Genomic DNA, 14,927 nt, shown 5'->3' with positions numbered 1-14,927 from the left:
CTCCCGCCCCGGTCCTGGCCGCGTCCGCGGCCCCGGAACCGGCCGAGCAGCCGGAGCCGGAGCCGAAGCCGGAGCACAAGCCGGAACCGGAACCTGCCCCGGCCCAGGAGGCGGAATCGGCAGGGGCGGCCGTCGCCCCGTCCCGTCCGGGTCGGCGCCGCCGGGTGACACGTAAGGTGACCGCTCCGGCGGGCTCGCCGGGCACGTCCGAGGACACGGCGGTGATGGTCGTCACGGCGGCCGAACGCACGGGCACCCCGGAGCCGGAACCGAAGCCGGAACCGGCCCAGGCCCAGGCACCGGCCCAGGCCCCGGAGGCGGAGCCCGCAGAGTCGGCCGTCGCCCCGTCCGTCCCGGAGCCGGAGCGTCCGCGCCGCCGGGCGACCCGTAAGGCCACGGCCCCGGCGGGTCCCCCCTCAGGCGCCCCGGAGCCGTCCGGCGAGGCGGCCCCGGACGGCCCCGCCACCGGCCCCGAGTCCGAGTCCGAGCCGGAGTCCGCTCCGGCGGCGAAGAAGGCCGCTGCCAAGAAGACGGCGGCCAAGAAGGCCCCGGCGAAGAAGGCGGCGGCGAAGAAGACCGCCGCCAAGAAGACGACGACGGCCAAGGCGACGGCAGCCAAGGCGACGGCGGCCAAGAAGACGGCGACCGCGAAGAAGGCCCCGGCCAAGAAGGCGACGGCGGCGAAGAAGACGACCGCCAAGAAGACGGCGGCCAAGAAGGTCGCGGCCAAGAAGACGGCGGCGGCCGAGCAGTCCTCGCCCGTCGCGGTGACGGCCCCGGCCGCGGAAGCCCCGGACGCCTGAGCCCGCGGCAGGCCCCCGGACCCGGCCCCGGACCCGGATCCTCCTGGTCCGGGGCCCCGGGGACCCCGTTTGACCAGCCGTACAGCGGCCCCGTAACCTTGACCGTCGGCGTGTCGTCGTAGACACACCCGCCCCTGAGCAACTCCCTCCCGAGCCCTGGTGATCCGGGGAGCGGGAGAGGCCGCCCAATCCTCCCGGATCAGATCCGCACCCCCGCGCGGGGCGTGGCCGGGCGGCTGGCGTCAGGGGCCCCGGACCGAGTGAGAGAGAGCTGAGCGTGTACGCGATCGTGCGCACGGGCGGCCGTCAGCAGAAGGTGTCTGTTGGCGACGTCATTGAGGTTGACCGTCTGTCTGAGAGCAAGGTCGGCGACACCGTCGAGCTCTCCACCCTGCTCGTCGTCGACGGCGACGCCGTCACCAGTGACCCCTGGGTGCTGGCGGGCGTGAAGGTCCAGGCCGAGGTGGTCGACCACCACAAGGGCGACAAGATCCGGATCCAGAAGTACAAGAACAAGACCGGATACAAGAAGCGCATCGGCCACCGTCAGCTGCACACCGCGCTGAAGGTCACCGATATCCCCGCCCCGGCCAAGAAGTAAGGACTGAGGAGAAATGGCACACAAGAAGGGCGCATCGTCCACTCGGAACGGTCGCGACTCCAACCCGCAGTACCTCGGTGTGAAGCGCTTCGGCGGCCAGGTCGTCAACGCGGGCGAGATCCTCGTCCGGCAGCGCGGCACCCACTTCCACCCCGGCAACGACGTCGGCCGCGGCGGCGACGACACGCTGTTCGCGCTGCGTGCCGGTGCGGTGCAGTTCGGCACGCGCCGTGGCCGCAAGGTCGTGAACATCGTCCCGGCCGGCGAGTAAGCGCCGACCGCAGACACTTCCCGAGGGCGGACAGCCGCACCCCGTAGGCACGGGGTGCGGGTCCGCCCTCGGTGCGTTACGCAGGAACCCAGGGACCAGTAGCAGGAAGCAGGAGGCACCCCGCAATGACCACCTTCGTGGACCGCGTCGAGCTGCATATCGCCGCGGGTAGCGGTGGCCACGGCTGTGCCTCCGTGCACCGTGAGAAGTTCAAGCCGCTCGGCGGCCCGGACGGCGGCAACGGCGGGCGCGGCGGGGACGTCGTCTTCGTCGTCGACCCGGACGTCACCACCCTCCTCGACTACCACCACGGCCCGCACCGCAAGGCGACGAACGGCAGGCCGGGCGAGGGCGGCCACCGCTCCGGCCAGGACGGCAAGGACCTCGTCCTGCCCGTCCCGGACGGCACGGTGGTCCTGGACCGGGACGGGGAGGTGCTGGCCGACCTGATCGGCGCGGGCACCCGCTTCGTCGCGGGCCAGGGCGGCCGCGGCGGCCTCGGCAACGCGGCGCTGGCCTCCGCCCGCCGCAAGGCCCCCGGCTTCGCGCTGCTCGGCGAGCCGGGTGGGGCGCGGGACGTCGTCCTGGAGCTGAAGACGGTCGCGGACGTGGCCCTGGTCGGCTATCCGAGCGCGGGCAAGTCGTCGCTGATCTCCGTCCTCTCGGCCGCCAAACCGAAGATCGCGGACTACCCCTTCACCACCCTCGTCCCCAATCTGGGCGTGGTCACGGCGGGCGGCTCCGTCTACACCATCGCGGACGTCCCGGGCCTGATCCCGGGCGCCAGCGAGGGCCGCGGCCTGGGCCTGGAGTTCCTGCGCCACGTCGAGCGCTGCTCGGTCCTGGTCCACGTGCTGGACTGCGCCACCCTGGAGACGGACCGCGACCCGGTCTCCGACCTGGACGTGATCGAGGCCGAGCTGGCGCAGTACGGCGGCCTGGACGACCGCCCCCGCATCGTGGTCCTCAACAAGACGGACATCCCCGAGGGCAAGGACCTCGCCGACATCATCCGCCCCGATCTGGAGGAGCGCGGCTTCCCGGTCCTCGAGGTCTCGGCGGTCTCCCGGCAGGGCCTCAAGGAGCTGTCCCACGCCCTGGCGGGCCTGGTGGACCGGGCCCGCAGCGCCCGCCCGGCCCAGGAGTCGACCCGCGTCGTGATCCGCCCCAAGCCGGTGGACGACGCGGGCTTCGCGGTCCACAAGGAGGACGACGGCTTCTACCGCGTACGCGGCGAGAAGCCGGAGCGCTGGGTGCGCCAGACCGACTTCAACAACGACGAGGCCGTGGGCTACCTCGCGGACCGCCTGGCCCGCCTCGGCGTCGAGGACGAGCTGTTCAAGGCGGGCGCGCGGGAGGGCGACGGCGTCGCCATCGGCCCCGAGGACAACGCCGTCGTCTTCGACTGGGAACCGACCATGATGACCGGAGCGGAGATGCTGGGCCGCCGGGGAGAGGACCACCGCATGGACGCCCCCCGCCCCGCAGCCCAGCGCCGCCGCGACCACGAGGCGGAACGCGCGGAGGAGCTGGGGGAGTACGACGACTTCGGTTCGTCCGAGCGGTGACGGAGGCTATGCTGGCCGCATGAGCGTCGAGCCGCTGCCCGCCTGGGTGATTCCGCCGGCCGGTGGGTTCACCGCCGAGGACTTCCTGCGGCTGACCGGCCTCCCCCCGCACACCGAGCTCATCGACGGGAGCCTGGTCTTCGTGAGCCCGCAGGAGAAGTGGCACAGCCGGGTGATCAACCTCCTGTGGAGCGAGCTGGACGGACAAGCGCCCGAGGAGCTGCGCGCCGACCGCGAAATGACCGTGAAACTCGGTAAGCGGCAGGTGCCGGAGCCGGACGTGGTGGTCGTCACGACACAGGCGTACGAGCGCGAAGAACCGTCGACGTACTACGAGCCGCCGGACGTGGCCCTCGCGGTCGAGGCGGTCTCACCCGACTCCGAGGACCGGGACCGGGACACCAAGCCCCGCAAGTACGCGTCAGCGGGCATCCCGCACTACTGGCGAGTGGAGAACGACCGGGGCCGCGCGGTCGTGTACGTCTACGAGCGTGACCCGGCCACCGCCGTCTACGCCCTCACCGGTATCCATCACGACCGCCTGAAGCTGTCGGTGCCGTTCCCGGTGGACGTGGACCTCACGGCCGTGGGTCGGCGGGCAGCCGCCGGATGATCTCGTCCAGTACCGGGCGTTCACTCACGGGTTCCTCCGGTCCAGAAGTTCGCACCAGACGGTCTTGCCCTCGCGGTGCGTGATGACGTCCCACTTGTCGGTGACCAGCTCGACCATCACCAGCCCGCGCCCCGACTCCAGGAGCGGTTCCGCTCGGGGCATCGCGACGGGGAGGGCGGGGCTCCGGTCGTAGACCTCGATCCGTACGCCGTCGAGCGTGCGGGTCACCGTCGAGACGCACCAGCGGTCCGGCACGTGCCGGTGCACGTTGGTGAGCAGTTCCGTCAGTGCGAGCGTCACCGGCGGGGCGAGGTGCACCAACTGCCAGACGTCCAGGTAGATGCGCGCGGCCCGCCGCATGAAGTACGGCGAGTGCTCGCCGACGTAGAGCTGGTGCCGGAACTGCTGTGGGGTCGGGCGTACATCGAAGTTCACGGGACGAGTGTGTGTCGGAGTGGTTACGCTGGGCTATGGCTTGAAACCAACGTGCCGCGCGGTTGTGCTGGTTGAGCGAAGGAGCTCCCATGGCCAACAGGAAGAAACTCGATCCCGGAGCGTCCCCTCTCCACTACTTCGGCGCAGAGCTGCGCTGGTGGCGGGAGAGGGCCGGACTGACACTGGACGGGCTGGGCGCGAGGGTCTTCGTGACCGGCTCGCTGATCGGCCAGTTCGAGACCGCGGTGAAGGTCCCGACGGATGAGCATGTGCCCCGGCTGGATGAGGCGGTGGGTGCGAGTGGGGCGTTGATGCGGGCCTGGGAGTTGGTGCGGCGGCAGCCGTTGCCGTACAGGCTGCGCAAGGTCGCCGAGCTTGAGTCAACGGCCAAGAAGATCCTCGTCTTTCAGCCGCAGATCGTGCACGGTCTCCTGCAGACCGAGGACTATGCCCGTGCGCTGCTCGGTGTACTCGGCCAGAAGAACCTGGAAGCGCACGTGTCGGCGCGGATGGCCCGCCAGCGCCTGCTGGATTGGGACGAGCCACCGTTGCTGTGGGCGGTTATCGGGGAAGGAGTCCTGTACCAGGAGGTCGGTGGGCGGCACGCCATGCGAAGTCAACTGGCACGTTTGTCGAGCTATCGAGCTGCCCCGCACGTACAGATCCAGGTGCTCCCCTTCCGGTGCGGAGCACACGTAGGAACCACCGGTGCGTTCAATCTGTACGTCAGGGAGAACCAGCCGACAGTCGCGTACAGCGAGACCTACTCCCAGGTGGCTGCGACGGTGAATCCGCGCGACGTCGAGGAGCAAGTGCACCGCTACGATCTTCTGCGTGCTTCCGCCCTCTCTCCGGAGGACTCGGCGGAGTTGATCTCACGCGTGATGGAGGAGCGATATGGGTGCGATCCCGGAACTGAGGCGCAGCTTCTGGCGTAAGTCGAGCTACAGCTCCGACCAGGGAGGCGACTGCGTCGAGTGTGCGCCACTCAGAGGTGCCGCATGGCGCAAGTCGAGCTACAGCGATGACGAGAGCGGCGACTGCGTCGAATGCGCCCCCCTCAACGGCGCCGCATGGCGTAAGTCGAGCTACAGCGCCGACAAGAGCGGTGACTGCGTCGAGGTCGCACACAGCAAGGGCACCATCGCCGTCCGGGACTCCAAGAACCCGGACGGACCCCACCTCACCTTCCCCGCCGCCGCTTTCGAAGCGTTCGTCGAGGCCCACCGTTGAGGTGCCGGTCGGCGACGAGGGGGACGTCGTACGGGTGCAGGTGCGGGAGGCCGACAGCGGCGGAGGCGAACTTCTCGGTCTCCCTCACGTGGAACGCCGGCGCCCCCGGCCGGACGAGAGCGGGGCCGGGGGCGCCGTAACAGAAACACCGCTCAGGCGGTGACCGCGTCCTCCGGGTCCGGGTCGGCGGCCGAGCCGGAAGCGGGGGCCGTGTCCAGGTCGCCCTCTTCCACGCTGGAAGCGGCTGTGTCCTCGCGCTGGCCCGGGATCTCGGCGGCGCGGCGGGCGACGCGCTCGTTGCGCCGCTCCGCCTCGGCGGCCAGGGCCAGCGCGGCCTCGTTGAAGCGGACGATGGACGGCGGGTCCGAGGGGCCCAGGAGCTGGATCTTCAGCTCCCGGCGGGCCTGCGCCAGGGTGTCCTTGCCGGGGTTGCGCACGGCGTCCAGGAGGGCCGGGATCTGGGCGGCGTCGGGGGAGAGGACGACGCCGGCGCGTACCGTCGGGAAGGTCTCCCGGAACTGCTCCTCGCTCAGCCCGCTGGTGTTGCCCACCGCGTACGGCTTCTCGCTGGACAGGAAGTCCGAGACGACCGAGGAGACGTCGGAGACCAGCACGTCGGCCTGGTTGAAGCAGGTGAAGATCGCCGGGCGCGGGCCGGTGACGATCTGGTGCTCCCACTCGGGGAAGGACGCCCAGTACGCCTCTTCCCAGGCGCGGGTCGCGGCGGCCACCTGCTCGGCGCGGCCCGCCTCGGGGGTGCCCTGGAGCAGCATCCGCTCCTGTTCGCACGCGCTGCGGCGGAACGCCGTGGTGGTGATCCGGTCCAGCTCGGCGGTGCGGCGCTCCAGCTCGGCGGCGGCCTCCGGGCCAGGCCGGGCGCCGGACCGGCCCGCGTTCGCCTCGGCGATCATGGCCTGGATGCGCCGGTCGGCCTCGCCCGCGCGGGGGTCGACGGAGCCGGTCATCGGGTGCGGCTTGTAGAGCAGCCGCACGGCCGGGTCGGTCAGCAGGGCGCGCACGATGTTCTCGCCCGCCAGCACGACGGAGGTGTTGCCCGGGTTGCCGTCCCAGCCCTCCCAGGTGGGGGCGTACAGCACGGTGGTGTACGCGCCGCGCGGCGGCCCGTCGTACGGGCGGATCGGGGAGAGCTGCGGGCGGCCCACCTCGACGACGTCGCGGTCGTCGACGCCCACCTCGGCGAGCTGGTAGCGCTCGCGCGCGGCCGGTCCGGCGACCCACACCTGGTCGTACGCCTTGGCGTACGGGTTGCAGGAGGACAGCTTGTCGCTCTCGCCGTGGTTGATGAAGGCGTGCTTGATGCTGGGGATGCGCAGCACCTGCGAGGTCTTGCCGGAGTTCGCCGGGTGCAGCAGCAGCCGCAGGGTGGACTGCTCCAGCCGCATCAGGTCGGCCACCTTGGGGATGCACACGATGGGGATGTCCGTCGCGTCGATCTTCTGCACCATGAACCGCTCGCGCAGCACGATCAGCGGCTTGCCGTCCAGCTCGGCCAGCGTGGACAGCCACATGTTCGCCTGGTACGCGGAGGACTGGCCGCCGGAGAAGTACATCCCGACGGTGGGCCGGTAGTCGGCCAGCCAGCCGTCCAGCCAGGTGAGCACCTGCTGGTCGTTCGCGCGGCGCTTCTTCGGCAGCAGCCAGGTGGACAGCCAGGCGGCGCTGCCGAGGGAGAGCAGCAGGGTGACGGAGACGCCGACGAGGCCCCAGGCGGACACGTCCAGGCCGGCCGTCAGCATCAGCCCGAGGGTGCCCGGGATGGAGAACCGCAGCAGCCGCCGGCTGGGCTGGCGGGCCAGCAGCCGGGGCGGCGCGGCGGTGAGCCGCAGGCCGGAGGTGTCGATGTTCCGGGTCAGGACGGGCAGCGTGCGGGCCCGCCGCGCCAGCTGGGCCACCGCCTGGCTCAGGAAGTGCGCGGCGTAGGCGGCCAGCAGCAGGAAGGTGAGGGGGCGCTCGATGTCCGAGGGGACGTCCGGGATGCGCACCAGGCCGATGACGATCAGCATGTCGCGCAGCAGCTGGCGCGTGGTGACGTCGAAGCGCACCCGGCCCAGCAGGGACAGCAGTCCCGGCTGCTGGTGCGTGAGGTAGACGTCGAGCGCGAGACCCCCCAGGGACGCGGCGACGAAGACGGGCACGTTCGGCAGCAGCGCGCCCGCGAGCTGCGCGGTGTAGAACACCAGCAGGGCGAGCAGCGCCGTCAGCTGGACGGTGCGTCGTGAGGGTAGTCCGGCAGCAGGCACGGGCTGGGCTCCTGGCATGGAGAGTCGAGATGTTCGGATGCGGGGTGGCCGGCAGATGACGCCAGGCTTACCACCGACCGTATTATGACGCGGACGGGCTCGGTGACAATCTTGAGCCTCTGGGTAACCGCTGCGGGGGCGGAGGGCGGCCGTCCTCACCTGTCCCGCACGCGGCCCTCATGCCTCCGTCACACGTCCCTCACGGGTCCGCGGGGCGGACCGTGCGCGCTCCCCGCCGCCGGGCTGGCGTACATTGCGGAGCGTGACAGGGGCAGAAACAGCGGAGGACACGGCGGCGGACACGGTGGACACCAGGGACGGGGCCGGCGGCGGCGAGCGGCCGTCCGTCCGGCGGGCGCGCAGGATCGTGGTCAAGGTCGGCTCCTCGTCGCTGACGACGGCGGCGGGCGGCCTGGACGCGGACCGGGTGGACGCCCTGGTCGACGTCCTCGCCAAACGCGCCGAGCGGGACGATCGCGAGATAGTACTCGTCTCCTCCGGCGCCATCGCCGCCGGGCTCGCCCCGCTCGGCCTCGCCAAGCGCCCCCGCGACCTGGCCCGCCAGCAGGCGGCCGCCAGCGTGGGCCAGGGGCTGCTGGTCGCGCGCTACACGGCCTCGTTCGCGCGCTACGGCCGCCGGGTCGGCCAGGTGCTGCTCACCAGCGACGACACCAGCCGCCGCGCCCACTACCGCAACGCCTATCGCACGCTGGACCAGCTGCTGGCGATGGGCGCCGTGCCGATCGTCAACGAGAACGACACGGTCGCCACCGACGAGATCCGCTTCGGCGACAACGACCGCCTCGCCGCCCTCGTCGCCCACCTGGTCCGCGCCGACCTGCTGGTCATGCTGTCCGACGTGGACGGGCTGTACGACGGCGACCCCGCCACCCCCGGCACCTCCCGGATCGCCGAGGTCCGCGGCCCGCACGACCTGGAGGGGCTCGACATCGGCAGCGCGGGCAGCGCCGGGGTCGGCACCGGCGGCATGGCCACCAAGGTGGAGGCCGCCCGGATCGCGGCGGGCGCGGGCGTCCCCGTCGTCCTCACCTCCGCCGCGTCCGCCGCCGACGCGCTCGCGGGGCGCCCCACGGGCACCTACTTCCACCCCACAGGGCGCCGGGCGGCCGGGCGGCTGCTCTGGCTCGCGCACGCCTCCACCCCGCTGGGCGCGCTGGTGCTGGACGAGGGCGCCGTCCGCGCGGTCGTCGAGCGGCGCACATCGCTGCTGCCCGCCGGGATCGCCCGCGTCGAGGGCGAGTTCACCGCCGGCGACCCGGTCGAGCTGCGGGACGGCGAGGGCCGCGCGGTGGCCCGCGGTCTGGTCAACTTCGACGCGAGGGAACTGCCCCGGCTGCTCGGACGGACGACGCACGAGCTGGCGCGCGAACTCGGCCCCGCCTACGAGCGGGAGGTCATCCACCGCGACGACCTGGTGCTGCTGCGCGACTGACGGCGATCCGGGCCCGCTCGCCGTCATGTTTCCCTGACGGCCGTCATACGTGAGCGAGATCGGAAAAAGACCAGCCTTTCCACGGACACGTTCCGGAAAACCGCCACGCGCGCGCCGTCGGGCTGGTCAACTTTGTTGCAGGGGCGCAGCAGGAGCGCCGTCACCGCGACAAGACCAGCGGTATGCGCGCACGACACCAGCACGACACCAGCACCACTCCAGGAGGCCACCGGTGAGACGACTGGCCAGCGTCGATGTGGGATCTCCTCCCCAGCCCGAATCCCGGCTCTGGCACATCACCCTCAGCGTGGCGGGCGACGAGGCCCCGCTGAAGGAGGTGCGCCGGGCGCTGGAGCAGCTCGCACACGACCACCCCTTTCTGCTCACCAGCCGGTACGCGAACGACCACGCCGAGATCCGCTACTGGGAAGAGGCCCGCGACCTGCACGACGCGGCGGCCGTCGCCCTGCGGCTGTGGGGCGAGCACCGCGCCTCGGCGCAGCTGCCGCCGTGGGAGATCGTGGGCCTGGAGGTGATCGGGCGGGACACGTACCACCAGCGCATCGCGGAGGGCTACGGTCCTCCGCCCGCCTCCCCGGTGGGCGTCCACCCGTTCTGAGGCTGGAGGGCCGGCAAGCGCAGCCCGGACGCCGGGTACGGGTGTGAGAGAGGGCACCGCGACGCCGATACCATCGCCCCATGAGCGACGACCAGTCACCCGTGATCGCGACGGCACGCCGTGCCCAGGAGGCCGCCACCCGTCTGGCCCCCCTCCCGCGCACCGCGCGCGACGCGGCACTGTCCGCGATCGCGGACGCGCTCACGGCCCGTACGGACCAGATCACGGCGGCCAACGCCGAGGACGTGAAGCGGGCCCGGGACGCGGGCACCCCGGAGGCCGTCGTCGACCGCCTCGCGCTCACCCCGGAGCGGATCGCCGCCATCGCGGCGGACGTGCGGGACGTCGTCGCGCTGCCCGACCCCGTCGGGGAGGTGCTCCGCGGCTCGACGCTGCCCAACGGCCTGGAGCTGCGCCAGGTCCGCGTCCCGCTCGGCGTCGTCGGAATCGTCTACGAGGCCCGCCCGAACGTCACCGTGGACGCCGCCGCGCTCTGCCTCAAGTCCGGCAACGCCGTCCTGCTGCGCGGCTCGTCCTCCGCGTATGCCTCCAACAGCGCCCTGGTCGCCGTTCTGCGGGACGCGCTGGAGTCCGCAGGGCTGCCCGCCGACGCCGTGCAGCTCGTGCCCGGAGAGGGCCGTGAGAGCGTCCGCGAGCTGATGCGCGCCCGCGGGCTGGTGGACGTGCTCATCCCGCGCGGCGGCGCCTCGCTCATCAAGACGGTCGTCGCGGAGTCCACCGTCCCCGTCATCGAGACGGGCACCGGGAACTGCCATGTGTACGTGGACGAGCACGCCGACCCGGACACCGCGCTGCGCATCCTCGTCAACTCCAAGGCCCAGCGCCCCAGCGTCTGCAACGCCGCCGAGACGGTGCTGGTGCACGCCGGGATCGCGGACGGCTTCCTGCCGCGCGCCGCCGAGGCGCTGCGCGAGGCGGGCGTCACGGTGCACGGGGACGCCGCCTGGCAGGCCGCGGACCCGCACGTCCTGCCGGCCACGGACGAGGACTGGGCGAGCGAGTACCTCTCGTACGACATCGCCGCCGCCGTGGTGCCCTCGCTGGACGCGGCCGTGGCGCACATCCGCGCGTGGACCTCCGGGCACACCGAGGCCATCGTCACCAGTGACACCGCGGCGGCCCGCCGCTTCACCGCCCTGGTGGACTCGACGACGGTGATGGTGAACGCCTCCACGCGGTTCACGGACGGCGGGCAGTTCGGCTTCGGCGCGGAGATCGGGATCTCCACCCAGAAGCTGCACGCACGGGGCCCGATGGGGCTGCCCGAGCTGACGTCCACGAAGTATGTGGTGACGGGCGACGGTCACATCCGCGAGTGAATTTCCTCGGTCCCTGCCCAAATTGACCGCATAGGTCTACGCTGGAGTGCGTGCCGGACGATGTGGGGGGCCAGCCGTTCCCGGACGGCGAGGAGCCCGACAGCCGCGACCACGGTGCGGCGGACGACGAGTTCGCCTCCGTGGTGTTCGACGAGGACTTCGTGCGGGCTGCCGAGGTCCACGAGCCCACGGCGACGGAGCGCATACTCGCGGCGGCCCAGTCGCACGCGGAGAGCGAGCAGCGCCGGATAGCCGAGGAGGGCCACGGCTACCGCCGGGGAGAGCCCGACGGCGACGACCCGGACGACGACGAGGGCCGCTTCGACCGCTCCGACTACGCCGCGGAGTACGACGGCCTCCCCGACTACGGCGACTACGGCCCCTACGGCGGCTACTCCCCGCACCGGGGCGAGCACCCCGCCCGGGACCACCCCGAGTGCGACTTCCGCTCCCCGTACGGACCCGGCACGCCGGGCTGCCCTCCCGAGCTGGATCCCGCGTTCGAGCATGGCTCCGACTACGGCTACGGCCGCTCCGGCCGCGACGGCGCGTACGGCCCGGACGGCTCCCGCCCCTACCGCGGCCATGTCGCCTGGCAGCGGCCCGTCGCCTGGGTGCTGGCCGTGGTGATGGGCATCGGGATGGTCGCGCTGGCCTTCTCCGCCGTCTACCGCGGCGCCTCGGGGCAGCGCGAGCCCTCCCCGCCGCCCGCGACGACCGGTGTGGACCCCTCGTCCCGGCCCGGCGGCGCCGAGCGCCCGGACGGCGCCGAGGGCGCTCCAGGAGCCGACGGAGGGGGCGTGCCGGGCGCACTGCCCTCGGCCTCCGCCGACACCGGCGCGCCCACCGCCTCGGCCGAGCCCCCGTCCGGCTGACCCGTTGCGGCACGGCGGGGAGCGGGCCGGGCGGGCTCCCCGTCCGACGCGGGCTCCGCCTCCGGCGCGGGACGGTAGCCCGTTCGGCGTAAGCCCCCAGACCGGGATCACGGCTGGGAGCACGGCCGCTCGCGGGGCCGCTGACCGGCCCGCGTGGGGGCGCCTCCGCGCCGTGCGAGCGCCCGTGCGCCGGGGCCTGCGCGGAGGCCCGGGAAACGGGGAAGTTGTCCCGAACCAGCGCGTTTACGAGCGCCCGCCCGGTCCTACCCTGTTGGTATGAGCGGGCGAGTGGACCCTCCGGACGGGCCGTCCGACAGCGGCGCGTCAGGCGGCGACGACGAGTACCGGTCGCTGGTGTTCGACGAGTCCTTCATCCAGGCCGCGCGGCTCCAGGAGTTCTCCGCGCAGGAGCGGCTGGAGGACGAGGAGCACGCCGCCGTGCGCAGCCGGCCCCCGGTCGAGCAGAGCGAGGGCAGGAGCGGCGGCGGGGTCTCCAAGCAGGGCGTCATCCTGGTGCTGCTGATCGCCGTCGCCTTCGGCACGGCGATCTACATGGGGATACGCAACCCGTACGACTCCCCGCCGCAGCCCCCGGCCGCGCCCATGCGACTTGACATGCTCCCGCTCGCCCCGCGCGGCGCCGTCCCGGGCGCCACCCCCGCCGACCTGTACGAGCACAGCCCCGCCGCCCAGTTCCGCACCGGCGCCGACGGCGTGACCCTGCCGCCCGCCCGCCGCAGCAAACACTTCTCCGAGAGCCAGGTGCTCTCGGCGCTCACCGGCGCGAAGGACTACGTGATCGAGAGCTCCCTCGACCCCGACGTGCTCACCGGGGGCGCGGTCCGCCCCGTACACGTTCTGCTCTCGCCCGGACAGCAGCGGCAGTTCGACCGGAGCGTCGAGAGCCCGCGCAGCGACGGACGGCACGCGGCGACCGGCTGGATGGTGCGCTTCGACCCCGCCAAGGTCGCCCTCGCCGACCCCAAGGTGCGCGTCAACGGCACCCTGACCGTCGAGGAGGCGGGCTCCAACGCGCTGGAGGTCACCGCCGACCACGTCTTCGTCTACGCCGTGCGGCCCGCCGAGGCCGGAGAGGACGCGCACGCGGCGAAGGGCGCCTCGCTGTTCACCGTGCGCCGCGCGGTGCGCTTCCACTTCGACCGCGAGGACCTGCGCAGCCACCAGATGAGCGTGGAGCAGGTCTCCATGCGCGCCGGGCCGATGGCCTGCTCCTCCGACTCCTCCGACACGCTGTCGCCGCTGCTGGCGGGCAAGCGCGTGGGGCACGACGGCCCCGCGGGCGGGACCGACCCCTACGCGCGGGGCCGGTCCTCGGCCTCGGTCTGCGGAGTGCTGGCCGCTAGTGCTCAGCCGAGCCCGGACCGTCCTTCCCGTTAGCGCTGCCGCCCCCCGAGCCGCTGCCGCCTCCTGAGTCCCCGCTGCCGCCGGAGGCGCCGCCCCCGCCCCGGCCGCCGCCCGTGAAGGTGTCCCGCAGCTTGCCGCCCAGGTCCCCGGCGCCGCCCGCGATGTCCCGTACCAGGCCCATCAGCGGGTCCTTGCTGGTCTTCACCGAGTCGGCGTAGTGGCTGGCCGACTGGCGGAAGGAGTCGCTGACCGAGGTCTCCTGGTCGTCCTCGCGCTTGGCGTAGTGGCCGTCCATGATCCGCTGGTAGTCGCGGCTGTCCGCCCACTTCTTCAGCTCGGCGGCGCGCACCGTGGTGAACGGGTGGGTGCGCGGCAGCATGTTCATGATCTTCAGCACGGAGTCGCGCAGATCGCCGCCCGACTCGTACTCCTCCGCCTGCTTGAGGAAGGAGTCGACGTTCATCTCGTGCAGGTGGTTGCCGCCCGCGAGCTTCATCAGGCCGCGCATCGACGCCTGCAGGTCCTGCCCGACCAGCAGCCCCGCGCGGTCGGCGGACAGCTCCGACTTGCGGAACCACTCGCGCAGCGCCGTCACGATCGCCATGATCGCGACATTGCCCAGCGGGATCCACGCGACCTTCACCGCGAGGTTCGTCAGGAACAGCAGGATGGTGCGGTAGACCGCGTGCCCGGAGAGCGCGTGCCCGGCCTCGTGCCCGACGACCGCCCGCATCTCCTCCTCGTCCAGCAGCTCCACCAGCCCTGTCGTGACCACGATGACCGGCTCGTCCAGGCCGATGCACATGGCGTTGGGCTGCGGGTCCTGGGTGACGTACATCGGCGGGACCTTCTCCAGGTCCAGGATGTAACAGGCGTCGCGCAGCATGGCGTTGAGATGCGCGAACTGCTGATCGCTGACCCGCACCGAGTCGGAGAGGAAGAGCAGCCGCAGGCTGCGCTCGGGCAGCAGCCCGCTCAGCGCCTTGAAGACCGTGTCGAAACCGCTCAGCTTGCGCAGCGCGACGAGCGCGGAGCGGTCCGCGGGGTGCTCGTAGGCGCGGGACGAGATGCCCGGAAAGCGGCGCCGCTCGCGGCCCGGCAGACGCTCGGCGCCTGTGCCGTCTGTCATGGTGTTCCCCTCCTCGACGTGACTGTCCAGCCTAGAGGGTGGACGCCCTTTGGGGCCCCGACGTTCCCCAGGGTGCCGGATGAGGGGGCCTTACGGGCTGAGTCGGCGTGAGCCCCGCGCACCCGCACGCTTACGATATGGCTGCCAACTGTCCGCTCTACGGGATAGGCCCTGCCGACCATGACGCTGTCCAGCACCGCCCACGACACCCTGCTGACGCTCGCCTCCGGGGGCGAGCACGGCGGAGAGAACCACGAGAGCCTGAGCCCGCTCCTCACCGGCGGCGGCGCCCTGCTGGCGCTCATCCTGCTGCTGTGGGTCACCACGCGCTTCAACCGGGACCGCTGAGCCCTCCGCGGGC

The 14,927-nt window shown here is 72.4% G+C and carries 16 protein-coding genes; 13 read left to right on the top strand and 3 right to left on the bottom strand.

The features are described 5' to 3' along the window. The 5 genes from G5C65_RS38400 to G5C65_RS06035 form a co-directional block, all read left to right on the top strand. Positions 1 to 803, top strand: an 803-nt coding sequence (locus tag G5C65_RS38400; RefSeq protein WP_338146250.1) for a histone H1-like repetitive region-containing protein, incomplete at its 5' end; no start/stop codon positions are given. 277 nt (positions 804 to 1,080) lie between these two features. After that, entirely contained in the window at positions 1,081 to 1,404 is a 324-nt protein-coding gene (gene rplU / locus G5C65_RS06050; RefSeq protein WP_165297579.1) for a 50S ribosomal protein L21, read from the top strand. A 13-nt stretch (positions 1,405 to 1,417) separates the two neighbouring features. After that, the gene (gene rpmA, locus G5C65_RS06045; protein ID WP_165297578.1) at positions 1,418 to 1,675 is read left to right on the top strand and encodes a 50S ribosomal protein L27; all 258 of its coding nucleotides are present in this window, start codon (positions 1,418 to 1,420) and stop codon (positions 1,673 to 1,675) included. Between the two features lie 125 nt (positions 1,676 to 1,800). Beyond that, the gene (obgE, locus tag G5C65_RS06040; RefSeq protein WP_165297577.1) at positions 1,801 to 3,243 is read left to right on the top strand and encodes a GTPase ObgE; all 1,443 of its coding nucleotides are present in this window, start codon (positions 1,801 to 1,803) and stop codon (positions 3,241 to 3,243) included. Between the two features lie 19 nt (positions 3,244 to 3,262). Continuing rightward, a complete protein-coding gene (locus tag G5C65_RS06035) occupies positions 3,263 to 3,856 on the top strand; it encodes a Uma2 family endonuclease (protein ID WP_165297576.1) in 594 nt (197 codons plus the stop codon). 24 nt (positions 3,857 to 3,880) lie between these two features. Here G5C65_RS06035 and G5C65_RS06030 read toward each other — a convergent pair whose 3' ends face one another. After that, complete coding sequence (locus G5C65_RS06030) at positions 3,881 to 4,291, bottom strand: ATP-binding protein (protein ID WP_338146249.1); 411 nt, start codon at positions 4,289 to 4,291, stop codon at positions 3,881 to 3,883. Positions 4,292 to 4,380: 89 nt separating this feature from the next. On the opposite strand from G5C65_RS06030, the gene G5C65_RS06025 reads away from it, so the two are divergent. Both G5C65_RS06025 and G5C65_RS06020 read left to right on the top strand, forming a co-directional pair. Further along, the gene (locus G5C65_RS06025; protein WP_165297575.1) at positions 4,381 to 5,229 is read left to right on the top strand and encodes a helix-turn-helix domain-containing protein; all 849 of its coding nucleotides are present in this window, start codon (positions 4,381 to 4,383) and stop codon (positions 5,227 to 5,229) included. Further along, complete coding sequence (locus G5C65_RS06020) at positions 5,189 to 5,524, top strand: DUF397 domain-containing protein (protein WP_165297574.1); 336 nt, start codon at positions 5,189 to 5,191, stop codon at positions 5,522 to 5,524. The genes G5C65_RS06025 and G5C65_RS06020 overlap by 41 nt, the downstream gene beginning before the upstream one ends. 152 nt (positions 5,525 to 5,676) lie before the next feature. On the opposite strand, the gene G5C65_RS06015 is transcribed toward G5C65_RS06020, so the two are convergent. After that, positions 5,677 to 7,785: a hypothetical protein gene (locus G5C65_RS06015; RefSeq protein ID WP_165297573.1), complete on the bottom strand. Its 2,109-nt coding sequence runs from the start codon at positions 7,783 to 7,785 to the stop codon at positions 5,677 to 5,679. A gap of 304 nt (positions 7,786 to 8,089) precedes the next feature. Here G5C65_RS06015 and proB point away from each other — a divergent pair, with 304 nt between their 5' ends. The 5 genes from proB (at position 8,090) to G5C65_RS05990 (ending at position 13,470) form a co-directional block, all read left to right on the top strand. Further along, the gene (gene proB / locus G5C65_RS06010; RefSeq protein WP_165297581.1) at positions 8,090 to 9,238 is read left to right on the top strand and encodes a glutamate 5-kinase; all 1,149 of its coding nucleotides are present in this window, start codon (positions 8,090 to 8,092) and stop codon (positions 9,236 to 9,238) included. A gap of 232 nt (positions 9,239 to 9,470) precedes the next feature. After that, positions 9,471 to 9,857 (top strand): hypothetical protein, encoded by a 387-nt coding sequence (locus G5C65_RS06005; protein WP_165297572.1) that lies wholly within the window; start codon positions 9,471 to 9,473, stop codon positions 9,855 to 9,857. Between the two features lie 80 nt (positions 9,858 to 9,937). Next, positions 9,938 to 11,197 carry a glutamate-5-semialdehyde dehydrogenase gene (locus G5C65_RS06000; protein WP_165297571.1) on the top strand — a complete coding sequence of 420 codons (1,260 nt, stop codon included), beginning with the start codon at positions 9,938 to 9,940 and terminating at the stop codon, positions 11,195 to 11,197. A 50-nt stretch (positions 11,198 to 11,247) separates the two neighbouring features. Next, positions 11,248 to 12,072 carry an SCO2584 family spore wall biosynthesis protein gene (locus tag G5C65_RS05995; RefSeq protein WP_165297570.1) on the top strand — a complete coding sequence of 275 codons (825 nt, stop codon included), beginning with the start codon at positions 11,248 to 11,250 and terminating at the stop codon, positions 12,070 to 12,072. A 276-nt stretch (positions 12,073 to 12,348) separates the two neighbouring features. Beyond that, the gene (locus G5C65_RS05990; protein ID WP_165297569.1) at positions 12,349 to 13,470 is read left to right on the top strand and encodes an SCO2583 family membrane protein; all 1,122 of its coding nucleotides are present in this window, start codon (positions 12,349 to 12,351) and stop codon (positions 13,468 to 13,470) included. Here G5C65_RS05990 and G5C65_RS05985 read toward each other — a convergent pair. Continuing rightward, entirely contained in the window at positions 13,433 to 14,566 is a 1,134-nt protein-coding gene (locus tag G5C65_RS05985; protein WP_165297568.1) for a M48 family metallopeptidase, read from the bottom strand. The two genes, G5C65_RS05990 and G5C65_RS05985, sit on opposite strands and share 38 nt — an antisense overlap. Before the next feature lie 180 nt (positions 14,567 to 14,746). Between G5C65_RS05985 and G5C65_RS05980 the strand changes: the two genes are divergently transcribed. Continuing rightward, positions 14,747 to 14,914 carry a hypothetical protein gene (locus tag G5C65_RS05980; RefSeq protein ID WP_165297567.1) on the top strand — a complete coding sequence of 56 codons (168 nt, stop codon included), beginning with the start codon at positions 14,747 to 14,749 and terminating at the stop codon, positions 14,912 to 14,914. The last annotated feature ends 13 nt before the right edge of the window (positions 14,915 to 14,927 follow it).

It is taken from the genome of Streptomyces boncukensis (assembly GCF_011045075.1).
GTDB classification, from domain to species: domain Bacteria; phylum Actinomycetota; class Actinomycetes; order Streptomycetales; family Streptomycetaceae; genus Streptomyces; species Streptomyces boncukensis.
This window is presented reverse-complemented; position numbering and strand designations above follow the sequence as displayed.